Below are 24,265 nucleotides of genomic sequence, written 5' to 3'. Positions count from 1 at the left end.
GTTATAAACAAGCAACTACAAAGTTTTTGCCCTATTCATCTCTAAATTCCGTTACGCTGTATTTACGCTGATGAACTTTGATGAATAGGAGATAAGACCATGGAAATGATTTTTTTTGACAATGTTGATAAGCTTGGACGTATTATTCTGACCACGGTCGTGGTCTACGTTTTGATTGTTACGTTTACTAAAATTTCAGGCAAACGATCAACCTCTCAGCTAAATAATTTTGACTGGATTGTTACGGTGATGATTGGGTCATTAAGTGCCAGCACAATTTTACTCAAAGATATTCCGATTATCGAAGGTATGGCGGCTATTCTTTCACTGTATTTATTACAATTTTTGGTCACCAAATACGCCTCTATTTCGCCACAATTTAGCAGCTTTATTTTATCTGAGCCGCGCATTGTCTTTTATCAAGGGCAGTTTTTACCCGATGCCATGCGCGATGAACGTTTGACCCGCCAAGAAATTGAATGTGCCATGCGCTCTGAGGGTATTCATAATTTTGATGAGGTTGAAGCCGTTGTTTTTGAGTCGGATGCTAAACTCACCATTATTCCAAAACCGAATACCTCTAATGATGATCCAGAAGCAGAAGACACAGTCTCAGAGACGATTGCTCCGCTTATGTAATACAGTTGATAAAATTTTTACTAAAAACTTGATCAGCTCTAAAAAGGATAGAGCAGTATGACTCTTCTCTTTGTCTTACTTTATCCTTTTTAGGTAGCTGTTGGACTATTAGTAAGTAAGTGGGCTTTGAAAGCATTAAAATCATACAGAATAATTATTTATCAAATACGTCTTGAGCAAAGAATCTAGTATTTAACAGGTTTTCTTATTACATTTATTTAACCACTTCTTAAAATGGCAGCTGTTATGAAAGTAAGAATTTTGACCGTAGGTAATAAAATGCCCAAGTGGGTACAAACTGGTTTCGATGAATATCATAAGCGTATTCAGCCTATGCTCACTACCGAAGTCGTTGAAATTGCGGCGGCAAAACGTGCTAAGAATCCATCAGATGCCAATTTAGCTCAATACCGTGAGCAAGAAGGTCAGGCGATATTAGCCGCTCATGCTGTAGCAGGACGTGAGCAATTGTGGGTACTTGATGTCAAGGGTAAGATGCTATCGACCGAAAATTTGGCAGATAAATTGTCTGATGGTATGCAGCAAGGCGATGATATCGCTTTGGTCATCGGTGGTGCCGATGGTGTGTCACCAGAGGTATTGGCAAAAGCAGATGTGAAATGGTCGTTATCGGCGCTTACGCTACCGCATCCTTTAGTGCGCGTTGTCCTCATGGAGCAGCTATATCGCGCGATGAGTATCAATCATAACCACCCTTATCACCGTGGTAATTAAAGTAGCAATAGAAAACTATCCCGTAGGAAAACATCATCAATCACAGTGACACAACAGATTGAAAAATGGACGCACGCCCTAATAAATGCCACATGAGACATCCTAAACCTGCAACACCCAATGCCCAAAGTATCAATCCGCAACGCGATGATAATCGCGACGATTTGCATAGCCCACTAATATCGACGCCAATTACGGCGGCGGCGGCTTGGACAGATACGCCTATCATATCGAGCGCGGCAAAGCGCCCTAAGTTACCAGCGCTGTTTATATCGCATGGTGCACCGACGCTGGCTATCGAGCAATCTGCTACGACGAGCGCGCTAGCTCGTATAGGACAAAACTTACCCAAACCTCGTGCCATCGTCATTATGTCCGCGCATTGGCAATCCGCGAAACTTGAGATCAGCAGCAATCCTGAGCCAAAAACGTGGCATGATTTTTCAGGTTTTACTCCAGAGCTATATGAGCTGCAATATCCTGCTGCTGGTCATCCAGCACTTGCTGAGACCTTGGCGCAGCAACTGAGTGCCCGTGGTATTGTTTGTAGGGTCAATCCTTTACGTGTCAGTGACCATGGGGTATGGGCGCCACTTTTACACCTGTATCCACAGGCTGATATTCCTATCGTACAAGTATCCTTGCCACAGTATTATGACAGTATCGCCTGCTATCAATTGGGCGCGCAACTGGCACGGCTGCGTGATGAGCAAATTTTGATTATCGGTTCAGGGAATATCACCCACAATTTGCAAGCGCTACGCTGGCAAGCAGACAGTATTGATCAAACCGCAAAAGATTTTAAAGTTTGGCTACTACAACAGCTCAAAACCGACATCCCAAGCGCCCTAGACTGGCAGCAATATCCTGACTATAAAGATATCCATCCAAGTGATGAGCATTTACTGCCGCTATTTTTTGCCTTAGGTGCCGGTCAACGTGTCTCAGTCGTGCATCAAAGTATGGCGCATCATAGCTTAGGCATGGATATCTATCGCTTTGATTAAAGGCTCTCAATCAAAGCGTCAGATATATGCAGGTATACCACACTACTTTTCAAAAGCAAGTTTGGTAAATAAACCTCCACGCTCCATTTCGCCTGCTACACTCAATAACGTCGTCTCATCATTCATACGCCCAATCAATTGCATACCGATCGGCAGACCTTTTTTACTCATACCGACAGGCAACGACATGGCTGGCAAGCCTGTAATATTACCCAATAAGGTAAAACCCATCTTCCCAAGCACTGGCGAGCTTAACTTTTCAATCATGCCTGAGCTAAAAGCGTATTTGCCCATATCCATGCCTTTATTTAGCAAACCAGCGCTGCGCATCAGCATTTCGTCCATGCGACTTGGTGGTAATACGCCATGTTTTACTGCCGGTGTTGGAACGGTTGGGCACAAAATCATATCGTAGGTCTCTAGCAGAAGACCGGTTTGATATTGGCTATCATGCCAGCCATGCTTGGCGTGCGCCAAATCAACAGCCGATAATGAACGTCCTAACATTGCCATATTATACGTTTGCGGTTCAAGATTTTGTATATGCTGCGCACCATAGCAACGCTCAATATTATCAATAGTAAACGCAGTATGCGCGCAAACAACGACTAAAAAATTATGCCAGAATTGTTCAATATTAATATTAGGTTCAGCCGGTATTACGCGGTGACCCATGGCTTCTAGCTGCTTAGCTGTCTGCTCTAATACGGTAAGCACTTCCTTATCGACCATAGTATTAGCGACCAATGGCTGTTGATGCAAGGCGATGGTCAGTTGTCGTGGAGCGCGCATCGCCGCTTCTAAGAAAGTACCTTTAGGCGGCGCTATGACATAAGGCGCCCCAATCTCAGCACCACTAGTCGCATCAAGCATCGCTGCACTATCACGCACGCTACGTGTAATTACATGATCGGCTACTGCGCCTTCCCAGCCTTCACCAAATAAGGGACCCATTGGGTTACGTCCACGACTGGGTTTAAGTCCAAACGTACCACACCATGCAGCAGGAAAGCGTATCGAGCCGCCACCATCGCCCGCGCCTGCCATCGGTACGATACCGCTTGCCACTGCCGCCGCACTACCACCCGATGAGCCACCAGAGCTATAGCCTTTTTTAAAAGGATTATGTGTCACGCCATGTGCTTTTGGCTCAGTGGTGATAATCAAGCCAAATTCTGGGGTATTGGTCTTACCAAAAGTGTTCACACCCGTAGCTTTCATACGCTTGACGATTTCGCTATCGCTTTTTGAGATGATATTGACGCTACGACTGCCCATCGTAATCGGCTCATCAGTGAAGCTAAATGACAAATCTTTTAATAAATAAGGGACGCCGTTAAATACACCAGCTGGCAGTCCCGCCTGCGCTGCAGCATAAGCGCGCTCGTCAAAACGATGAATGATAGCATTCAATTTGGGATTGAGCTGATTGGCTTGATAGACTGCTGCATCCAGCCACTCTTTGGCACTGACTTCCCCAGCATTGACCAATGCCGCGAGTGCTAATGCATCGTATTGGGTATATTCTTTAAACATAACCGACCTTCCTTGGAGAATAATCAAATTAAAATTTTAAAAGATTAATATGTATCCGATTTATAGACAGTAATCAGTTTAGTATAAAACCTCACTGTTTATAATGAATAAACAAACTCATTAGTCATTTACGGTATTTAGAATCCTATTTGATAGGGGCAATTGATAGCCTGAAAATAATACTCCTAAAACCTTTTACTACATAAAATTCCTTAATATCTTCAATAAAAAAGACGAGTTACTTTCGTAAATCGTCTTTTTACCATCCAGTCAAACATAAGCTCTACATTAGTAGCTCACGTTTACCACTCTTACCCATTGAACTGACCAGTCCAGCCTCTTCCATCGAGTCAACAATACGCGCGGCGCGGTTATAGCCAATGCTAAATTTACGCTGAATACTAGAAGCGGAAACTTTACGAGTCTCCATAATAAAACCAACGGCTTCGTTGTAAAGGTCATCATCTTCACCAGAGGCATTGGCAGCACTACTGCCACCGCTAGGACTAGACAATTCAAAATTGCCTGCCATATTGTCGATATAATCAGGCGCACCGCGCTCACGCCATGCATCACAGACGCTATTGACCTCTTCATCGCTGACATAAGCACCATGGACACGATCAGGTTCAATTTGCCCAGGCCCTAAGAACAGCATATCGCCATTACCAAGCATATCTTCTGCGCCACCACTATCCAAAATAGTCCGTGAATCGACTTTTGAGTTGACTCGTAACGCTGCTCGTACCGGAATATTGGCTTTAATCAAACCAGTAATCACATCAACTGAAGGACGCTGAGTCGCAAGGATTAAATGAATCCCTGCTGCCCGCGATTTTTGCGCCAAGCGTGTAATCAACTCTTCTGCCTGCTTACCGACCTGCATAATCATATCGGCAAACTCGTCTGCAACGATGACAATCATCGGTAAGGTTTTTAGCTTTGGTGCTTGGCTAATACTTACGCTGTCATTGGGTCGCCATAATGGGTCAAGCATTGGATTGCCTGATTTTTCAGCAGCGATCACTTTTTTGTTAAACTCATTTAGTTTACGCACCTTTAGCAAGCTCATAAGCTGATAACGACGTTCCATCTCTGCGACGCACCATGACAAGGCACTTGCCGCCTCAGTCATATCGGTAACGACTGGGGTCAGCAAATGCGGAATATCATTATAGTTGGCAAGTTCAAGCTGCTTAGGATCGATAAGAATCATTCGCAGCTCGTTCGGCGTATATTTGAGCAGCATCGATAGTAACATCGCGTTGACCAAGACTGATTTACCAGAACCCGTCGTACCAGCGACCAACATATGCGGCGCTCGTGCAAGATCAGTAATAATAGCTTTACCGCCAATATCTTTACCCATCGCCATACTGATTTGCGCTTTAGGATCTTTAAATTTTTCGGTATCCAACAACTCAATCAAACGTACCATTTCGCGCTGTTTATTGGGTACTTCGATACCAATATAGGGTTTACCAGGAATAACCTCAACCACACGTAAAGATGCCATTGATAATGAGCGTGCCAAATCACGTGAAATTCCCGTAACTTTACTGGCTTTTATCCCAGGCGCAAGTTCTACTTCAAAGCGAGTGACGACAGGTCCTGGAATCGCATTAACAACATTTGCTTTGACATTGAACTCTTGTAATTTAATTTCCAGTAGCTCTGATAACTGCTCAAGCTCAGCAAGCGTATAGCTTGGCTGACGATTGGGGTCTGGCTTATCTAAGATCGACATCTCTGGAATCGGCGACAGACTACTACGATAGGCAGCCGTTTGCATCGAGCGTGATTTTTGACTGAATGCAACATCATCACTAATATGAGGCATAACGGGAGCATCAATCTCGTCAGTGCTATCATAAACATTGTCGTCTTCTGGCATCATATCCGTAATATGATTGCTACTATCACCTTCTGGGACTGCAAAACTCATAGTTGGTTTAGTTACTGTGGCTGACTCGATACTTGATATGGTAGCCGTACTCTCTGCTATTGGTGGTGCTTTTGGATTTGCAGGCGGGGTATTGGTCGGTGTCATATCTATTATTTCTGATGTATTCTCTACATCAGCATCAGCATCAGAAAAAGACTCCAAATCGTTCAACAAGTCATTTGCAGCATTATTAGGAATGTCGTCAGTAATGTCGTTTGGTGAGATAGTAGTTTGCTGCTGAACAGGTGCAGCTGCAGTTTCTGTTAATGTCTCTACGGCAGATAATTCTTGTTCATGGCTAAAATCAGTCGCTTCCGGCACTGCCGCATGTTCTGCCAACCATGCATCCACTAAGCTATCGACGCTAGGCGCTGATTCAGGAATATCTGGCTGCGTAGTTGACATGTTCGGTGCATAATCATTTAACGAATGTGCTGCTTGTTGCTGAGCCTCCTCTTGAGTGATATCAAGAACTGGGCTAGCAGAAGAAATGTCAGTATTTAAGCTGTCAACAGAAGCAGCAGCTGATGCCTCTGAATATGGAGCATTTACGAAATCATAAGGTATCGTATCTTGCTCATTTTCTATCTGGTTTGCTAATAAATCAGCGACAGTATTTGCATCGTTCCATGCAAAACTTGGCTCAACCTTTCTGATAGGCATTGGCGTAGCATTGGTAGCAGGTACTGATGTTTTATTTAGATTAAAAGCACTATTGCTAGTCGTTGTGGCGGCTGCAGTTTGTAGCTGCTCTTCTCGTTTGGTACTTTCACTGGCGACTTGCGCAGCGGCTGCCATAGAAGCTTTTACACTGGCACCCAATCCTGAAGACGATAAAAAGTCTGTCAATGCGCTATTAAAACGACCACTTCTATTGTCTTGCTGTTTATTGTTAGCCTGTTCATCCACTTGCAACTCAAGAGGCAATTGCTCATATTCTGGAGTATTAGTATCACTTATTGCTATATCACGACCTTGTTTATCGGCAGCACTAGTAGCATTGTCTTCTTGTGTTATTTGACTAGCATCAAGGCTGCTATCAAGGTTTTTGACACCTGACCCAAACCAAGACAAAGTTTTGAATTTTTCGTAAATACTTAACCAATGAATATTAAAGGCAAAGGTGGTCGTAATAGCGACAAACACTGCCAAAAACGTCACACTCCCCCACTGCGACAATAGCTGTGCTAGCCTCGCTTGTAGCTCAAGACCAATAATACCGCCAGCAACGCCTTTGAGTCCTGAAGATATTGGATCTGCTACCTGCTGCACCAATGCGATCATCTGGGCAAATAAGGCACTGCTGCTCAATATTAAAAACACATAAGCAACCAAGCGTAATAACCAAAACGTCGGTTTATTGTCCCACCAAATCAGCACTGACTCATAAACCAGAAACGCCAGTAACCACCACGCACCAAAACCAAAGAAGCTATACAGCAAATCTGAGAGCCATGCGCCCATCTCGCCGCCCATATTATTAATGGTCGTCATATCACTACTGATATGCGACCAGCTGGGATCATTACCGGTATAAGTCATCAAAATCACGAACAAATAAACCGCGAGGAGTAATCCCAGTAAGGTAAATATGCCCTTTTTTAAGTAATCAATAATTGGTGCTGATATCACGTAAGATCTGCCTTGTTGTTAATACTCGTCATGAATACTCAATAGTCGTCAAACCATGATTAAGCTTAATCATGCTGACATAAATTCCTGATAGAAACTGCTGTAATAGGTTACGACTGATGTGGCGTAATAACACAAAAACTTTATCTAAAATACTACGACAAAATATTGACCGCATTGCTGTTTTTGTTTTGTGCGCGGCATACAACTTCTTATAATAACAAATACATAGCTGCCATGGCGACCGTGTTATCAATAAAGCGCATAAGAAAATCAATCCAGTAGTGATTTAGCCAAAAATGCAGCTAGTAAAAAATGATGCCTGTTCTTTTTGCATTAGAATCTAACCAAAATATATTAAGAACTCTACGTTACTGCTGGTATAAATTTTTTATAGCCTCTGTCTGCGTAGGCACAGCAAGCAAGACAAATTAATACCAGCAGTACGTGATGTTTATATATCACTTTTCACTGACTATATTTGAATATGGGCTAATTTTTGGTACTAAAATTTCAAGCTGCAGATACTTTAGTTCTAATGATACCCATATTTGTTTTAGCAAACTTGCACTTTTTGCTCTTAGCCCTTATGTTATTATCACATAGCAACCATAATAACCAGATACGTCGTCATTTTTACGCTTATCTTTTATAATACTTATAATATCTACTTATTATTTTAACGTTGAACCCTTTCACTTTTATTGCTCTAGCAAGGAAATCTTATGGCAACTGATAATACTGCTCCACGCCACGAAAAACTCATTATTTTAGGTTCAGGTCCTGCTGGTTATTCTGCCGCTGTGTATGCAGCACGCGCCAACCTAAAGCCTGTTATGGTCACCGGTATGGAAGTCGGCGGACAGCTCACGACGACGACCGAAGTCGATAACTGGCCGGGTGATGCACATGATTTGACTGGTCCTGCATTGATGGAGCGTATGAAAGCCCATGCCGAACGCTTTGGTACTGAACTGGTTTATGATCATGTCAATGCTGTGAATTTAAATGTGCGTCCTTTTGAGCTGACTGGTAATAACGGCAATTACACCTGTGATGCTCTTATTATCTCAACCGGCGCATCAGCACAGTATCTAGGTCTAGAGTCAGAAACCAAATTCCGTGGTCTTGGCGTTTCTGCTTGTGCAACTTGTGATGGCTTCTTTTATAAAGACCAAAAAGTGGCAGTTATCGGTGGTGGTAACACGGCCGTTGAAGAAGCGCTGTATTTATCAAATATCGCCGCTGAAGTCACTTTAGTCCATCGCCGTGATAGCTTACGCTCAGAAAAAATCCTACAAGATAAACTATTTGAAAAAGCCAAAAATGGTAATGTCAAAATCGAGTGGAACCACAGCGTAAAAGAAGTGGTTGGTGATGATATGGGCGTTAATGGCGTGGTCATTGAATCTATGATTGATGGCAGCACCAAGCAACTGGACGTGTTTGGTATGTTTGTTGCCATTGGTCATAAGCCGAATACTGACTTATTTAAAGGTCAGCTAGAGATGAAAGACGGTTATCTGATCGTCAACAGCGGTCTCAATGGTAACGCTACCCAAACCAGTATCGAAGGTGTCTTTGCCGCAGGTGACGTCGCAGATCACGTCTATCGTCAAGCGATCACCTCTGCTGGTACGGGCTGTATGGCAGCACTTGATGCTGAAAAGTACCTAGATGCAATAGGCGAAACGGTCGCTCAAGATCATACTTATGCTTCAACGTTGACAGCTGACAAAGAAGCGTAAATGAGCGATTTTGTTAACGATGGTCATACAACGCCTGAGGCTTTTGTTCAACATATCAAAAGTCTTGGGCGTTATGACTTTCCAGAGCCAGCGATAGTAGATCCTGAAGGTATGGGTATTGTGGCTATCGGGGGAGATTTAGCTCCTGAGACGCTGATTTCTGCTTACGCACAGGGTCTATTTCCTTGGTTTAATGACGATGAGCCAATTGCTTGGTGGTGCCCTGAACCCAGATGTGTGATGCAGCCGACAGACTATCAGCCCAGTAAATCGCTACGTAAGCTAGCAAACCGTAGTCGTTGGCAGTTGACACTGAATCAAGCTTTTGATGAAGTCATACACGCTTGTAGTTTACCGCGTAGTAATGGCGTTAATAACGATCTTAATGAAAGTCAGCCTGTTGGCGAACATACTTGGATTCATGATGAGATGATTGAAGCTTATACTGAGCTACATGCTCAAGGCTTCGCGCATAGTATTGAAGTTTGGGATGATAAAGGCGCGCTCGTTGGTGGTTTATATGGCTTAAAAATAGGCGGTATTTATTTTGGTGAATCGATGTTCCATATCGCTTCTAATGCATCAAAGCTAGCATTTTGGGGCTTGATGCGCTTATGTGAGCACAGCAATGTTAATCTTGTCGACTGTCAACTCCCTAACGATCATCTCATGAGTTTAGGTGCTATCACCTTGTCACGTACTGAGTTTTTGACTCAACTAGATATATTAATATCTAATAGTTCAGATAATTGGCACAAAAACTCGCATAAGCCTCTAGCGGTACCGCTGTTAGGGAGTTTGCAACCTTGGCAATTAAACCTCTAGTTTATTACTTTATTTTAAAATCTAAAGTTGATCTGGCTAATCGATACATGAAATAGCGCGACTCGATTGAGTACGTATGATTATTACTATTACGTTTAATCAGCAATGTTTTCATAAATCAGTAACTTACCTATCACGATCATGAGTACATTATGGCACCTGATACCTCTTTTTTATTAATAGGTAAGCTGGCAACCAAAGCCAACACCACTAAAGATACGATTCGTCACTATGATCAATTGGGGCTGCTGAAGTCTCGTAAGCGTCAGGCAGGTTCGCGGCTATATACTGAGTTTCATCCAGAATGTGTTGAACGTATCGAATTAATTAAAAGCGCACAAGCAATTGGCTTTACCCTGACTGAAATCAAAGACAGCCTCAATGATTATTACGATGGGCAGCTTGATATTGACTTACAGCTGAACATTACCCAGCAAAAACTGATTCAAATCAGAAAACAACAAACGACCATCAGTTTGATGATAGAGATGTTGACCGAACGCATTGATATTCTTGAGCATATGAAGGCTGATAGTGATTATAAACTCGACATTGATGTGTGTAAAAAGACACTGCCTTTATCCTGATAAGGAAACCTCGATACCATACTGCATTTTATATTTGTTATTGTTTTAAATCTCAAATAATAAAAGCTGCTAATATTTTTTAAGATTAATTATAAATACGCTGCATGATTAGCGCGTCGACTGCCGGTTGATGCGCTGCTTGATAGTAGCTTTTACGTGTATGAATCACAGTAAATCCTTGCTGCTCATATAACGCGATCGCAGCAGTATTATCTGCTCTCACTTCTAATAGAAGACTCTCTACTTGATTGGCCTTTAACGTCTCATCTAGTCTAATAAAAACTCGTGAGGCAATCCCTTGACGCTGATAATCAGGATGAGTGCCAATGCGTAAAATCTCTGCTTGCTCAAACAATAATTGGTATAAACAGTAGCCAATCAATTCGTTTGCAGAATTATCAGTAACAACCATCAGACTGATACTATCCTGTTCGAGCAGGTCGCCTATTGTTTGAGATGTCCAAGGGTCTTGTCGCTGAATCATAGCTTCGATAGTAGCAACTGCTTGGATCGTTGTTACTTGCTTATCTTCTAGTATTTTTATATCGAACATCAGCGCCCCTTTATTTGTTGGCTTTAATATCAATCATATTATCGTTGATTGTCGACACTGTCATTCTATTAGCAAACCATACCCAAAAAAAGCCACCCTCTTTCGAGGATGGCTTTTGACTAATTATTAACGAAGATCAGATTACTCTGACAGCGTTAAGTATTAGTTCAATACGTTAGCAACAACACCAGCGCCTACCGTACGGCCACCTTCACGAATAGCAAAGCGAAGACCTTTGTCCATAGCGATTGGGTGGATAAGCTCTACGCCCATCTCAACGTTATCACCAGGCATAACCATTTCAGTACCGTCTTGTAATTGGATTGCGCCAGTTACGTCAGTGGTACGGAAATAGAACTGTGGACGATAGCCGTTTAGGAATGGTGTGTGACGACCACCCTCTTCTTTTGACAATACATATACTTCAGCGTCAAACTTGGTGTGAGGAGTGATTGAACCTGGCTTAGCTAGTACTTGGCCACGTTGTACGTCTTCACGCTTAGTACCACGTAGTAGTACGCCACAGTTTTCGCCTGCACGACCTTCGTCAAGCAGTTTACGGAACATCTCTACACCAGTACAGGTGGTTTTTTGAGTGTCACGGATACCAACGATTTCGATTTCGTCGCCAACGCGTACGATACCAGATTCAACACGGCCAGTTACAACAGTACCACGACCTGAGATTGAGAATACGTCTTCGATTGGCATTAGGAATGCTTTGTCGATGTCACGCTCTGGCTCTGGGATGTAGGTGTCAAGAACGTTTAATAGTTCTACAACGGCTGGTTGACCATATTTTTCTTGTGAGCCTTTTAGGGCTTCAGTGGCAGAACCATGGATGATTGGGGTGTCATCACCTGGGAAGTCATAGTCGCTTAATAATTCACGAACTTCCATTTCTACGAGTTCAAGCAATTCTTCGTCATCAACAACGTCGCACTTGTTCATGAATACGACGATGTACGGTACGCCAACCTGACGTGAAAGCAGGATGTGCTCACGGGTTTGTGGCATAGGGCCGTCAGTTGCTGATACTACTAGGATTGCGCCGTCCATCTGGGCTGCACCGGTGATCATGTTTTTAACATAATCGGCGTGACCTGGGCAATCAACGTGAGCGTAATGACGTGATGGGGTGTCATATTCTACGTGTGAGGTGTTGATGGTGATGCCACGTGCTTTTTCTTCTGGTGCTGAGTCAATAGACGCGTAGTCTTTGGCTTCGCCACCAGAGGTGATTGCAGCTACGGTTGCGATTGCAGCGGTAAGGGTGGTTTTACCGTGGTCAACGTGTCCGATGGTACCGACGTTAACATGTGGTTTTAGACGTTCAAACTTGGCCTTTGCCATGGGTATTTCCTCTTTTTTTGGTGAATATTTATCAATCAAAGATCGGTAAATAACTGTTTGACGGCTTATGATGTATGACCATCAAACCGTTGACACTGTGTTTTTTCTATTAAACCAATATTTATTAAAATACTAGCTCTAACGCTATACTATCTTTGTGTTCGATATTTTAGCTGTTAAGCGTATAAATAGGGGCATTATACGTGCTTTTCAATCTGTTGAACATGACAAGTTAATATACAGTACTGCTATTGCACTACTTTATCTAACTCTTATTCATTTAATTCTTTATACAGCTCATTTATTAGATAAAGATAACACCTACTAATAAACTGACAGCGCAAAAAGGCAACACCTCAGTGTCACCTTTGAATTATTCTCTGCCACACTGTATGTATAATTTTCGATATTTTATAATTTTGATACCAATACTGAGCTATGGACAAGCACTAGCAAAGCGAATATAAATAATGGAACAATAAATGGAGCTCATATTGAGAATTGAACTCAAGACCTCTCCCTTACCAAGGGAGTGCTCTACCGCTGAGCTATATGAGCGTGCTTTTAACAACTACAGTAGCCAACCACTAAGTTGCACTAAAAAAAATATCACGATACAGCAATATTAACTGACTGTCGTGATGAGTATTGATGATTTGTGCAATGGTACATATATGGAGCGGGTGGCGGGAATCGAACCCGCGTCATTAGCTTGGAAGGCTAAGGTGTTACCATTATACCACACCCGCATTTACTCTTATCTGGGTTGACTCTGATAAAGAATCATGGATTGATATAGAGTATGCTTGGCGCTAAGACGAACTTAGAAAAATATGGTGGTGGGAGAAGGATTCGAACCTTCGAAGCTTTCGCGACAGATTTACAGTCTGTTGGGTTTGACCGCTCCCCAATCCCACCTTAGGTTGCTTTAAACAAAAATGGCTTTAGTTTAAGACATATTCATAAAAAGCTACTTTGAGAGAGATGGTGCCGACTGCCGGGATCGAACTGGCGACCTACTGATTACAAGTCAGTTGCTCTACCAACTGAGCTAAGTCGGCTTGTTCTCTCAAAGTGGTGGCTATTCTATCAAATATTTTGAGATGCGCAAGCCCTTTTTTAGTATTTTTGACTTTATTTTAATAAAAAATCTCAAACAACTGATTATAAAAGGGTTTTTATTTTTTGGAAATAGCTACTTTTACTACTCTTATTTCAACGGTCTATCTTTTAGCCAAAAAACCTAGACACTTAACTTCTTTAGATTGGTTATTCATTGCTAGAAATATTCAATAATTATGTAAACCTGCCAAGCGCTAATACTTATCAGCGGCAGAATTTTGAAAAGATACCGTTAAAACTTGTGATTCCTACGATGCTAAGATAAAACTTGTTCGCTATAAAATTACTATTTAAAGCGATGCAAAATTTATCCTAACATAGTACTAATCTCTTAAAGCAAAAATATCTTAAAGCCAATCAACTACAACTTTTACCAGTTGGCCAATTTATTATTTAAATAAACAAAGATAGCTCTCTTGTTAAAAATTGGCTATACCATTCCTGTATTAAACAACCATAGTGCTAAGCCAATAATAATAATCGCGACAAACACCCATATAAACCAACTACCACTCGGTTTCTTTTCAACTGCTCCAGTAGTGGCAGGGTTATCCAGTGCTTGATCCATCGCATTATTGCCTGTAGTACCCAAATCGCGAGATTGACCTAGATTGGCTGTGCCCGAAAACTGTGAAGTGGCTGCCTGTTTAGCACGCAGTACATCTGGATCTGCTTCTTCTTGCAAGGCCGTCTTAGTGGTTTTGTCATGCTCTGGCTCAATAGCTGCTTCAATGACTGGCGCCTCACTTACAGGAGACGTTTCTGAAAGGGTTTCGGATACAGCGTCTTTATGTAGCAAAGGCTCATCAGCTAAGACGGGCTGCTCTAAAAGTGATTCTTGATGAGCAGAAGGCGTTGATGTAGTTTCGGTTGAGATAGACTCTATTACTTCGGGCTCAGCAGCCACAATAGGGACACTTGAGGTTTCAGTAGGACTATATTCTACTTCGCTCAATACAGGTTCGGCTTTATCTGCGGCGGCTAAGATATCAGTGATGCCTGTTTCTTTAATCACTGGCTCATCTGTTTGAGCAGCGCTAACAATCTGTTCTGCTTGCACAGCAGCAATAGGCATTGCTTCTAAAGAATTTTCGACAGGTAATATCTCTTCGATTATCGTTTCTTTGACGACTGGCTCTGCTTCAACGATAGGTGCTATCTCAGTATCAGGACTCAACATTAACGTTGGTTTATCTGCAACTGCTTGCTCATGAATAACAGTAGCAGCCACTGGCTTACTTACCTGAAAAATAAAGCTTGCAAACCCAAGCGTATCCTCTGCTGATAACTGCTTCGATTCATTGGCAGCGATACGCTCATCATTAATAAAAGTGCCATTTGACGACTCTAGATCTTTTACGTATAGCTGACCGTTTAAGACACTCAGTTGTGCATGATTGCGTGAAATTTGCTTGCTACCTAGTACCAGATCATTATCACTACCACGGCCCACAGAGAGGCTGTCAGTGACCGTTAATGTCAGATCGCCAAGTGCCTCTGTCAAGGCATTCAACTGCCATGTATTGGTCGTTGCGGCATTCATATTATCGATATCGTTTGTCATGCGATGACTCCTTATTTATTATTAAATATTCATGATGGTCATTAGCTGATCCATCCTATTGTATCTGACGTTTATAGCTATATTATTTAGGGATAAAGCGCGGTTGTATGATACCGCTAAGCTTATTATAAGGAATGCTAAGCACTGGCATACCATAGGCATAGGGAGCGATAGCATAATGCTGATAACGAATATCAATCCCTTTATCCGTCAATGTGACGTTATCACTTAAGGTAAATGGCCAATTTTTTTCGTAGTTTTTCACATCTTTATCGACCGTTTTCACCCAGTCTTTATAAGCATTATAGACAAGCGCATTAAACTGTGGCTTTTTACCGCTTTGCAGCATATCAGCCAGTTTAATTTGTTTTTTCGTCTTCTGGTCAAACACTAGATATTCGCTATACGGCATTCCATGTGCGCCGCCAGTAAAGACATATGAGCTTATCTCGAACGTCTCAAAATCATTAATATGACCCACATATTCAGGTGTCACCGTTAGGCTGTAAGCAAACGCACTGTCACTCGGTAGCTCATTCAATTGCGAGGCAGCAAAACCATCAAGCGCGTTTTTGACAGCAGCTGGAGTGGCTTTGGTAGTGATAGGCGCAGATTCAGAGGGTTTACTATTTACAACCAGCGTATTGATACGCTGATTGGTGATATCGTTTATCCATTTGTGATTGGTTTTAAGATATTTAACTTCAATCTCCGGACAGTTATCACGCGCCGTGCAGGTTTCTTGTAGTTTTTTGGGTAACTGATAATCGAGATACTCTGTGCTACTAAAAAGGCTACCGGCATATGCTGAGAAGCTTAACGTGCCAAACAGCAACCCACTACTTACTATTGACAATAAACGCAGCCTACCCGCATCCGTAGAAGATTGCTGGACTGATTGTGACTCAATAATAGGACGTTGATTAGCAGTTTTCATATAGCCTCTTTAATATATCTATAAGATTTACTGATATTCTACCGTAACCTTTGTCCTATATTGTAGGAACACTGTTCGTGTTTTTTCTAGAACCATAGGGATTAAAATCAATAATACGCTGTTTGATAAGCTAATAAAAAAGACACGATAACGTGTCTTTTAAGATTAAGCAAAGTGGCATAATGGATTTTAGTGCTCACGCGTATTGCTAAACGTCACTTCTGGATAGCGATCTTGCATCAGCTGCAAGTTCACCCGTGATGGCGCAAGATAAGTCAGATGACCACCGCCATCTAGCGATAGTTGGTCATGGGCTTTGCGCTTAAACTTGGCTAACGCCACTTCGTCATCGCAATGAATCCAGCGAACGGTCGCAATCGATACCGGCTCAAAGATACACTGTACTTTGTACTCTTCTTTGAGACGATGGGCGACCACTTCGAACTGTAGTACACCGACCGCACCCAAGATTAAATCATTATTAATCTGCGGCATAAAGACCTGCGTTGCGCCCTCTTCACTCAACTGCTGTAGACCTTTTTGCAGCGCTTTTGATTTGAGCGGATCTTTTAGAATGACACGACGGAATAGCTCAGGGGCGAAATGCGGGATACCGGTAAAGTTGAGCTCTTCGCCTTCAGTGAAACTATCGCCGATAGAGATGGTGCCATGATTGTGTAAACCAATAATATCACCCGGATAGGCTTCTTCTAACGCTTCGCGGTCACCTGCTAAAAAGGTCAAAGCATCAGCAATACGTACGTCTTTACCCAAGCGTACATGCTTTAATTTCATACCTTTTTCGTACTTACCTGAGCAGACACGTAAAAATGCAATGCGATCACGATGACGCGGATCCATGTTTGCCTGAATCTTAAAGACAAAACCACTAAACGTTGTCTCAGTCGCCGCTACTTCACGTTCATTGGTCGGATGCGCTTTTGGTGGCGGCGCATATTTGATTAAAGTATCAAGTACCATATTGACGCCAAAGTTACCTAGCGCTGTACCGAACAATACGGGTGTCATCTCACCGGCTAAAAACTCGTCAACATCGAAATCTTCTAGCGCCATTTGTACCAATTCTAATGACTCTTCAAATGAGGCGAACATCAAAGCGCCCAAGCGCTCACGGATATCAGGATAATCATAGCCTTCGCGCGTCTCAGCGACCGTCATATCACCGCCATGACCTTTCTCATAAAAATAGGTTTTGTTTTCGGTTAAATGATAGACACCAACAAAATCCTGTCCCATACCGATAGGCCAAGTGACAGGAATACATTTAATCTTTAATACCGCTTCGATTTCACTCAATAGCTCAAGCGGCTCACGAATCTGGCGGTCAAGTTTATTGACGAATGAGATGATGGGTGTATCACGCATCCGGCAAACTTCCATCAATTTGATGGTACGTTCTTCGACACCTTTTGCGCCATCGACCATCATCAGCGCACTGTCTACAGCGGTCAGAGTACGATAGGTATCTTCACTAAAGTCAGCGTGACCCGGTGTATCTAGCAGGTTGACCATATGTTCTTTATAAGGGAACTGCATGACCGAAGTGGTAATAGAAATACCACGCTCCTGCTCCATACTCATCCAATCAGATGTCGCATGGCGGTCGGTTTTACGACCTTTGACCTCGCCCACTACTTGAATCGCTTTACCCCATAGCAGCAGCTTTTCGGTCATCGTCGTCTTACCAGCATCAGGATGCGAGATGATGGCAAAAGTGCGGCGCTTGGCCACTTCTTTATTTAATTTCTTTGGATCTACGCTCATAATGAATAACTTATCGTTAAATTTTGGAAGAAAAAAACAAGAATTTAGAAAAGGTCTAACAGTAAATGTGATGGATTTTGGTGCGCGTATTGTAGCGGATTTATGGTTAAGATACTATTCATCCCTTAGCTTGCAACAGCCTTATTTACACCACTTATCTAGATCCATGATTTTTACAAAACACTCATTTAATTGTATAAGAAACCTGTTTGACAATCAAAACATCATCATACAACATTGATTATTCAAAGATTTTTATTAAAAGAGATAAAAACAATCATATGTTAGTCATTGTAAAATTATTAGAAGGAGACAGTTATGTTGCTTGAAAAGATTAAGACACCTGGGCTTGCCCATCTATCTTATCTGGTGGGGTCAGGTGGTCAAGCTGCAGTGATAGATCCTCGCCGTGACTGCGCGATTTATGTAGAAAAGGCACGGGCACAAGGGTTAGAAATCACACATATTTTCGAAACTCATCGCAACGAAGACCTTGTTTCCGGTGCTCCGATTCTAGCAGAAATGACCGGCGCCAGTATTCTTCACGGTCCGAACCCAGAACAGCCTATCGTCTATGCTCAAACGGTGCGCGATGGTGATTGTTTTACCATCGGTCAGCTTGAAATACGCGTTTTAGAAACGCCCGGTCATACTGATGACCATCTTGCCTATGCTCTATTTGACACAGCTTACCCCGATAAAGCTGTGGCGGTCTTCACCGGAGATGCCCTATTCGTCGGTGACGTCGGCCGTACTGACTTCTATCCTGATAGAGCTGAGGAAGTCGCAGGTCTACTCTATGATTCGCTACAAAAAATCTTAGCACTAGGTGATCAGGCCATTATACATCCTGCACACGGCGCGGGCTCTGTCTGCGGATCAGGTATGGCAAAGCGTGAATTCTCTAGCGTCGGTCATGAAAGATTGAATAACCCACGTTTACAATTCACAGATCGCGACGCCTTTATCCGCTTTAAGGTCAGCGAAAACCATTATCAGCCGCCTTATTTCAGACTAATGGAGCGCTTGAACATGGAGGGCGGTACTGCACCTCCGTCTGTTATTCGACCGCGCAGCTTTTCGCTACAGCAGTTGAAAAGCTGCGGTGCCGATCATCTGATTGATATTCGTGAGCCGATGGCTTATGCTTCCGGTCATTTACCTGGAGCGATGAGCCTACCCGTGAGCATGATTTCCGCCTTTGCCGGGTGGTACATCCATGAAGGCGAAAGCTTGGCATTAATTGCCTCTGATGAGGCACAACTCGCCACGGCTATGGAGCATCTGGTTCGGATTGCCCTTGATAACGTATTAGGTGGCTATATCGGCGTGGTTTCCGCTGCTGCGAAAGGTGAAAAAATGCAGCAAACCCCTATGATTGATACTAGCGAGGTTGAAGCTCGTCTAAAGAATGACACTGAGGGCTGGACCCTACTCGATGTCCGTGATGCCGACGAACGAGATACTGTCGCAATCGAGGGGTCACAACACATTTACGTTGGACATCTTAACAAATGTTGGCGTGAACTTGATAAGAGACATCATTACACCTTGATGTGTGCTAGCGGAGCACGGGCCACAATAGCCGCAGGATGGCTTGCAAGCCAAGGTTTTGAAAACATCGATATTTATCTTGGTTCGATGGGCGCATGGCAAGCAGCTCATAAATAAATCTATAGATACAAGCTGTTTTTATGAGCAACGATTTGTTTTGACTAAATCAGTCTTATCGCCTTCACTTTATTGCAACGACTACTTATAGAGAGCTAGTTATAATCTGATTTTACTGAGAAAACTAACTTACAAATTCATATCATACTTTTACTGCCGCTATATAAAGCTTGCCTTGTCCTCTGGTATGCTAGATGGGCTATTTTATAACTAGCTATAACAAGACTCAAAAATACTACCTAGAAATGATGGAAAACAATTTATATAAAAGGATACATTATGGAAACCCTATATTCGACCAAAGCATCTGTCACTGGTGGCCGTGCAGGTAAAGCTAGCGTACAAGACAGCGATTTAACCATCAATATGGTTGCACCTGGTTCTGGTAAAGACGGTAATAACCCAGAGCAACTGTTCGCTATGGGTTATGCTGCTTGTTTTGATGGTGCACTTGGTGCCGTCAAAGGGGCAGAAAAAGCAAAGTTTGATTCTACTACTGAAGTCTCAGTAGATTTAAAGAAAGGCGAAGGTCTAGACTTTAAATTGGCCGTTAAAATTCATGTTATCGGTGAAAATACAGAGCTATCAGCGGATGAGTTTCAGCAATTGGTTGAGAAAGCCAATAAGGTCTGCCCGTATTCTAAAGCGACCCATGGTAATGTCGATAGCGAAGTAACCTCAGAAGTAAAATAAATTTCTAGTAACTACAATAGTTACAATGATAAAAAGAACTCAGTTGATCTGGGTTCTTTTTTTATGAATTATCATTTTAGGTCATACACATCGTAACTGTTTATGCATTCTATTCGTCCATCATCTATTCGGCACGCAGCGCTTTTATCGTTATAATGAGGGTATATTTTTACTCCATACTTACTGCAAAATATTTACTGACCAATACTTGCGACCCAAAACCTGATAAGTGACTCTCTATGACTGCCAACGATCACAACTCCCACTCGCCTATTAATCCCAATACGCTACCGAATTTTGCAACGATGCCCAATGTGGCGACAATGGACACCACGCATGTGGACAAAAACCAGCCACCTTTTATCTTGGTCGATGGCTCTTACTATCTGTTTCGTACCTATCATGCGCTGCCAAAAACCATGCAGAATTCGCAAGGGCTAGTCACCAATGCAATACGTGGCACGCTCAATGCACTTTTAAAGCTGATGCGCCGTTATCACCCAACCCATATGGCCGTTTGTTTTGATACCAAGTCACCGACCTTTCGTCATGCTATGTCAGAAGAGTACAAAGCCAATCGTCCAAAAATGGATATCGAGCTTGCCGAGCAGATTCCTTATATTCATCGTTTGGTCACTGCGCTTGGGATTCCACTGTTACGTATCGAAGGCGCAGAAGCGGACGATATTATCGGTACGCTCGCCTATCGTGCAGTTGCCGAAGGGCATCATGTGGTTATCTCAACTGGAGATAAAGATATGATGCAGCTGATTAATGACTGCGTAATACTAGAAGATAGCTTCACAGGCAAGATGACTGATAGCGCTGGCGTGGTTGAAAAATTCGGTATCAATCCTGAACAGATGATTGATTTTTTAACTTTGATGGGCGATTCCTCTGACGGTATCAAAGGCGTACCCGGTATTGGTAAAAAGACCGCCAAAGATTTGCTCAATGAATATGGCAATATCGATAATATGCTCAAAAATGTCGCCAATATCAAAGGGCGTGCTGGCAAAAACTTGCTCGAATATGCCGATGATATTCCGATGAACGCGCAGCTGGCAACCATTGTTACTGATTTAGAAGTGGGGCAAGACTGGCAAGATTTAAAAATAAACACTGATCCTTGCGCCCACATCAATGAGCTACGTGAGCTATATAGTGAGCTCGAATTTAGAAATGAGTTAGCGTCACTTGATCACCCTAATCATCCTGCCAATGGTAATGGGCATGGCACGCAAAGTGTTGCTCATAGTCAGGCTGATGCTGAGTCACAAGCGCAAATCGCTAAATCCCTACAATCAAGCACCATCGGTGATATTACCGATAGCAAAATTCATGATAGAGCATGGCATACTATTTTAGACGAGTCTGCCTTTGACAACTTAGTTCAATTGTTAGCATCTGCGCCGCATTTCGTTATCGATACCGAAACCACGAGTGTCTATTGGCGTCAGGCTGAATTGGTTGGCTTGTCTTTTGCTGTGCAAGCACACGAAGCTTATTATATTCCGCTGACTCATGCGCTAGAAGGCGATGAATTAATAGCAAAACAGCTCGACCGCGATACCGTTTTGGCGCGTTTAAAGCCTATTTTAGAAAACCCAAACATCGGTAAAATTGGTCAACATTTAAAGTATGATGCCCATATTCTTAGCCTTTATGATATAAACCTCTTAGGCAATATTCATGACAAGCCCAACAATTGGGCGATGGATACTATGCTTGCCAGCTATGTGATTAATGCTGCCATTACCCGTCATGGTATGGATGATTTAGCACGGCATTACCTGCAAACGCAGACCATCAGCTTTGAAGATGTCGCTGGTAAAGGCGCTAAGCAAGTGAGTTTCGATCAAGTAGCGATTGATATTGCTAGCGACTATGCGTGTGAAGATGCCGATATTACTTATCAGTTGTTTGATTTGTTTAGCAAAAAACTTGCTGATGATACCAATAACGCTAAGCTGCTACACGAGCTAGAAATCCCAACAGCGGAAATACTGTGCCAAATGGAAGCAAACGGTATCTTAATTAGGCGTCCGTTTTTAAACGAGCTATCTAAACGCTTTGATGAAGAAATCATTGCCCTAGAAAAACGTGCGTACGAAGTCGCCGGTGAAGAGTTTAATCTTGGCTCTCCTAAGCAGCTTGGCGAGATGTTATTCGATAAACTTGGCGTCGTGGGTGGCAAAAAAACCAAAACTGGTCAATATTCTACCGGTGAAGCCGTCTTATCAAAAATCGACCATCCTTTGGTCGATATCACCCTAGAGTATCGCGGACTCTCTAAACTTAAGAGCACCTATACCGATGCGCTTGATAATGTAGCAGATGCCAAGACTGACCGTGTGCATACCAGCTATCATCAAGCATTGACCAGTACTGGGCGCTTATCTTCGACTGATCCCAATTTACAAAATATTCCTATTCGTACCGCTACTGGTCGCTTGATTCGTCAAGCATTTATTGCGCCAGAAGGTCGAGTCATATTAGCGGCGGATTATTCGCAAATTGAGCTGCGTTTGATGGCGCATTTCTCAGGTGATAAAAATCTAACTCATGCCTTTAATGAAGGGCTAGATATTCATGCCGCCACTGCCGCCGAAGTACTAGGAAAAGAGGTCGCAGAGGTTACAGCAACCGAGCGCCGTAATGCCAAAGCCATTAACTTTGGTCTGCTATATGGCATGAGCGCCTTTGGACTAGCCAAACAGTTACAGATGAGCCGTAGTGAGGCGCAAGACTACATTGACATGTATTTTGAGCGCTATCCTGGCGTCAAAGACTATATGATCAATACTCGTGCCAGCGCTTATGAGCATGGCTATATCGAGACGATATTGGGTCGTAAGCTTTATACCCCTGATATCAATCACAGCAATCGCATGGTCAAACAAGGCGCTGAACGGGCAGCGATTAACGCGCCATTACAAGGTTCTGCAGCTGACTTGATTAAGCTTGCAATGATTGCCGTCGACAAAGTATTACCTAAAGAGCAGGCAAAAATGCTACTGCAAGTACATGATGAGCTAGTGTTCGAAGTCGATGCTGACAAGGTCGATGAGATAAGCCAATTGATTACTAATGCTATGCAAGATGTCTTGACAGCAACAGCAGTTGAAAAAGGCTGGAACGTCAATTTTGCAGTGCCGCTATTGGTTGAGACGGATAGTGGTCAGAATTGGGATGAGGCGCATTGATTCTTAAGGAGATTTTAAGTAGGTTTAATGCTATTTAAGATACTTGACACTCGCAGCGTAAACTAAAAAAAACAGTCGCGTATCATCATTGTCGGTATAATAAACCTATCTTATTTTTCCCCAAATTATTTTTTAGTCTAAAGTGAGCCTTAGCGCTCACTTTTTTTATTCTAAAAATCAGGAGCGCTTATTTTGGCTGCAGATGGCATTATCGAAATCCCCGGCATTATCTTACTGATAGCCTGTATATTACGTTGCGTGCAATATGTAGTGCAGAGTGAAAGCAAGCAAAGTCTTTATTTTTGGCTGGCATCAGTATTGACGTTTTTTGCAGTGATCCGTCGCGAGTTAAACTATTTACCCGAGTTGTTTATTGCTAGCGATTTTTCACTGTTAAATCAGTCCTATGACTGGTGGGAAGATGCGGTGCTTCTTATAGTTTATCTGCTTATCGTGGGTTTATTAGCGTATACCTGGCGTTATCTCTGGGCAGTATTAAAATCGGTGCCGGTTTATTTATATCTTATGATAGTGGGGTTGGCGTTATTAGAATATATGGGCGAAAACGCGATTATGATTCCTCAAGGTTGGGGAGAGATCGTTGAAGAAATGGCAGAAACTGGCGTTTACACGATTGCATTGACCTATATATGGCGTTTCAAACCGCTTATGTTTGAAAGACGCTTGCCACTTAATAAGCGCTATTCATCATGCCAAGCGTAGCAAT

At 42.7% G+C, this 24,265-nt stretch carries 17 protein-coding genes and 4 tRNA genes; 10 read left to right on the top strand and 11 right to left on the bottom strand.

What is annotated here, in order from left to right:
- Nucleotides 1-99 precede the first annotated feature (99 nt).
- The 3 genes from PCRYO_RS02260 (at nt 100) to PCRYO_RS02250 (ending at nt 2,381) form a co-directional block, all read left to right on the top strand.
- A complete protein-coding gene (locus PCRYO_RS02260) occupies nt 100-639 on the top strand; it encodes a DUF421 domain-containing protein (protein ID WP_011512802.1) in 540 nt (179 codons plus the stop codon).
- Between the two features lie 246 nt (nt 640-885).
- Complete coding sequence (rlmH, locus tag PCRYO_RS02255) at nt 886-1,374, top strand: 23S rRNA (pseudouridine(1915)-N(3))-methyltransferase RlmH (RefSeq protein WP_041752952.1); 489 nt, start codon at nt 886-888, stop codon at nt 1,372-1,374.
- 92 nt (nt 1,375-1,466) lie between these two features.
- Nucleotides 1,467-2,381, top strand: coding sequence for a DODA-type extradiol aromatic ring-opening family dioxygenase (locus tag PCRYO_RS02250; protein WP_083759460.1), 915 nt, complete (start codon nt 1,467-1,469; stop codon nt 2,379-2,381).
- 42 nt (nt 2,382-2,423) lie between these two features.
- Here PCRYO_RS02250 and PCRYO_RS02245 read toward each other — a convergent pair whose 3' ends face one another.
- Entirely contained in the window at nt 2,424-3,917 is a 1,494-nt protein-coding gene (locus tag PCRYO_RS02245; protein WP_011512799.1) for an amidase, read from the bottom strand.
- Nucleotides 3,918-4,200: 283 nt separating this feature from the next.
- Nucleotides 4,201-7,494 (bottom strand): DNA translocase FtsK, encoded by a 3,294-nt coding sequence (locus PCRYO_RS02240; RefSeq protein WP_083759459.1) that lies wholly within the window; start codon nt 7,492-7,494, stop codon nt 4,201-4,203.
- A 725-nt stretch (nt 7,495-8,219) separates the two neighbouring features.
- Between PCRYO_RS02240 and trxB the strand changes: the two genes are divergently transcribed.
- From trxB to PCRYO_RS02225, 3 genes are all read left to right on the top strand, one after another.
- The gene (trxB, locus tag PCRYO_RS02235; protein WP_011512797.1) at nt 8,220-9,242 is read left to right on the top strand and encodes a thioredoxin-disulfide reductase; all 1,023 of its coding nucleotides are present in this window, start codon (nt 8,220-8,222) and stop codon (nt 9,240-9,242) included.
- Nucleotides 9,243-10,067 carry a leucyl/phenylalanyl-tRNA--protein transferase gene (aat, locus tag PCRYO_RS02230; protein ID WP_011512796.1) on the top strand — a complete coding sequence of 275 codons (825 nt, stop codon included), beginning with the start codon at nt 9,243-9,245 and terminating at the stop codon, nt 10,065-10,067.
- 152 nt (nt 10,068-10,219) lie between these two features.
- Nucleotides 10,220-10,654: a MerR family transcriptional regulator gene (locus tag PCRYO_RS02225; protein WP_011512795.1), complete on the top strand. Its 435-nt coding sequence runs from the start codon at nt 10,220-10,222 to the stop codon at nt 10,652-10,654.
- Nucleotides 10,655-10,739: 85 nt separating this feature from the next.
- On the opposite strand, the gene rimI is transcribed toward PCRYO_RS02225, so the two are convergent.
- The 9 genes from rimI to PCRYO_RS02175 all read right to left on the bottom strand — a co-directional run bounded on the left by rimI (nt 10,740) and on the right by PCRYO_RS02175 (nt 17,968).
- Nucleotides 10,740-11,207 (bottom strand): ribosomal protein S18-alanine N-acetyltransferase, encoded by a 468-nt coding sequence (rimI, locus tag PCRYO_RS02220; RefSeq protein WP_011512794.1) that lies wholly within the window; start codon nt 11,205-11,207, stop codon nt 10,740-10,742.
- 162 nt (nt 11,208-11,369) lie between these two features.
- Nucleotides 11,370-12,560, bottom strand: a complete 1,191-nt coding sequence (gene tuf / locus PCRYO_RS02215) for an elongation factor Tu (protein ID WP_011512793.1) — start codon at nt 12,558-12,560, stop codon at nt 11,370-11,372.
- 483 nt (nt 12,561-13,043) lie between these two features.
- Nucleotides 13,044-13,118, bottom strand: a tRNA-Thr gene (locus tag PCRYO_RS02210).
- A 117-nt stretch (nt 13,119-13,235) separates the two neighbouring features.
- Nucleotides 13,236-13,309, bottom strand: a tRNA-Gly gene (locus tag PCRYO_RS02205).
- A gap of 85 nt (nt 13,310-13,394) precedes the next feature.
- Nucleotides 13,395-13,478, bottom strand: a tRNA-Tyr gene (locus PCRYO_RS02200).
- A 67-nt stretch (nt 13,479-13,545) separates the two neighbouring features.
- Nucleotides 13,546-13,621 (bottom strand) — tRNA-Thr (locus PCRYO_RS02195).
- Nucleotides 13,622-14,112: 491 nt separating this feature from the next.
- Nucleotides 14,113-15,246: an FHA domain-containing protein gene (locus PCRYO_RS02185; RefSeq protein WP_011512792.1), complete on the bottom strand. Its 1,134-nt coding sequence runs from the start codon at nt 15,244-15,246 to the stop codon at nt 14,113-14,115.
- Nucleotides 15,247-15,328: 82 nt separating this feature from the next.
- A complete protein-coding gene (locus PCRYO_RS02180; protein WP_011512791.1) occupies nt 15,329-16,183 on the bottom strand; it encodes an RsiV family protein in 855 nt (284 codons plus the stop codon).
- Between the two features lie 189 nt (nt 16,184-16,372).
- Nucleotides 16,373-17,968, bottom strand: coding sequence for a peptide chain release factor 3 (locus tag PCRYO_RS02175; protein ID WP_011512790.1), 1,596 nt, complete (start codon nt 17,966-17,968; stop codon nt 16,373-16,375).
- Between the two features lie 318 nt (nt 17,969-18,286).
- Between PCRYO_RS02175 and PCRYO_RS02170 the strand changes: the two genes are divergently transcribed.
- From PCRYO_RS02170 to PCRYO_RS02155, 4 genes are all read left to right on the top strand, one after another.
- A complete protein-coding gene (locus PCRYO_RS02170; protein WP_011512789.1) occupies nt 18,287-19,639 on the top strand; it encodes an MBL fold metallo-hydrolase in 1,353 nt (450 codons plus the stop codon).
- Between the two features lie 279 nt (nt 19,640-19,918).
- Nucleotides 19,919-20,332 (top strand): Ohr family peroxiredoxin, encoded by a 414-nt coding sequence (locus tag PCRYO_RS02165; RefSeq protein WP_011512788.1) that lies wholly within the window; start codon nt 19,919-19,921, stop codon nt 20,330-20,332.
- A 239-nt stretch (nt 20,333-20,571) separates the two neighbouring features.
- Nucleotides 20,572-23,538: a DNA polymerase I gene (gene polA, locus PCRYO_RS02160; protein ID WP_011512787.1), complete on the top strand. Its 2,967-nt coding sequence runs from the start codon at nt 20,572-20,574 to the stop codon at nt 23,536-23,538.
- 192 nt (nt 23,539-23,730) lie between these two features.
- Nucleotides 23,731-24,261: a hypothetical protein gene (locus tag PCRYO_RS02155; RefSeq protein ID WP_011512786.1), complete on the top strand. Its 531-nt coding sequence runs from the start codon at nt 23,731-23,733 to the stop codon at nt 24,259-24,261.
- The last annotated feature ends 4 nt before the right edge of the window (nt 24,262-24,265 follow it).

Origin of the sequence: Psychrobacter cryohalolentis K5 (genome assembly GCF_000013905.1) — a bacterium.
Classification (GTDB): domain Bacteria; phylum Pseudomonadota; class Gammaproteobacteria; order Pseudomonadales; family Moraxellaceae; genus Psychrobacter; species Psychrobacter cryohalolentis.
Note: the sequence above shows the minus strand (reverse complement) of the source record. Positions and strands in the feature narration are given on the sequence as shown.

Excerpts from the sequence above, each read along its gene's own strand:
- aat (WP_011512796.1), top strand. The coding sequence starts at position 9,243 with ATGAGCGATTTTGTTAACGATGGTCATACAACGCCTGAGGCTTTTGTT.
- PCRYO_RS02170 (WP_011512789.1), top strand. The coding sequence starts at position 18,287 with ATGTTGCTTGAAAAGATTAAGACACCTGGGCTTGCCCATCTATCTTAT.
- tuf (WP_011512793.1), bottom strand. The coding sequence starts at position 12,560 with ATGGCAAAGGCCAAGTTTGAACGTCTAAAACCACATGTTAACGTCGGT.
- trxB (WP_011512797.1), top strand. The coding sequence starts at position 8,220 with ATGGCAACTGATAATACTGCTCCACGCCACGAAAAACTCATTATTTTA.
- PCRYO_RS02180 (WP_011512791.1), bottom strand. The coding sequence starts at position 16,183 with ATGAAAACTGCTAATCAACGTCCTATTATTGAGTCACAATCAGTCCAG.
- PCRYO_RS02245 (WP_011512799.1), bottom strand. The coding sequence starts at position 3,917 with ATGTTTAAAGAATATACCCAATACGATGCATTAGCACTCGCGGCATTG.
- PCRYO_RS02185 (WP_011512792.1), bottom strand. The coding sequence starts at position 15,246 with ATGACAAACGATATCGATAATATGAATGCCGCAACGACCAATACATGG.
- PCRYO_RS02250 (WP_083759460.1), top strand. The coding sequence starts at position 1,467 with ATGAGACATCCTAAACCTGCAACACCCAATGCCCAAAGTATCAATCCG.
- PCRYO_RS02225 (WP_011512795.1), top strand. The coding sequence starts at position 10,220 with ATGGCACCTGATACCTCTTTTTTATTAATAGGTAAGCTGGCAACCAAA.
- PCRYO_RS02175 (WP_011512790.1), bottom strand. The coding sequence starts at position 17,968 with ATGAGCGTAGATCCAAAGAAATTAAATAAAGAAGTGGCCAAGCGCCGC.
- rlmH (WP_041752952.1), top strand. The coding sequence starts at position 886 with ATGAAAGTAAGAATTTTGACCGTAGGTAATAAAATGCCCAAGTGGGTA.
- polA (WP_011512787.1), top strand. The coding sequence starts at position 20,572 with ATGACTGCCAACGATCACAACTCCCACTCGCCTATTAATCCCAATACG.
- PCRYO_RS02165 (WP_011512788.1), top strand. The coding sequence starts at position 19,919 with ATGGAAACCCTATATTCGACCAAAGCATCTGTCACTGGTGGCCGTGCA.
- rimI (WP_011512794.1), bottom strand. The coding sequence starts at position 11,207 with ATGTTCGATATAAAAATACTAGAAGATAAGCAAGTAACAACGATCCAA.
- PCRYO_RS02260 (WP_011512802.1), top strand. The coding sequence starts at position 100 with ATGGAAATGATTTTTTTTGACAATGTTGATAAGCTTGGACGTATTATT.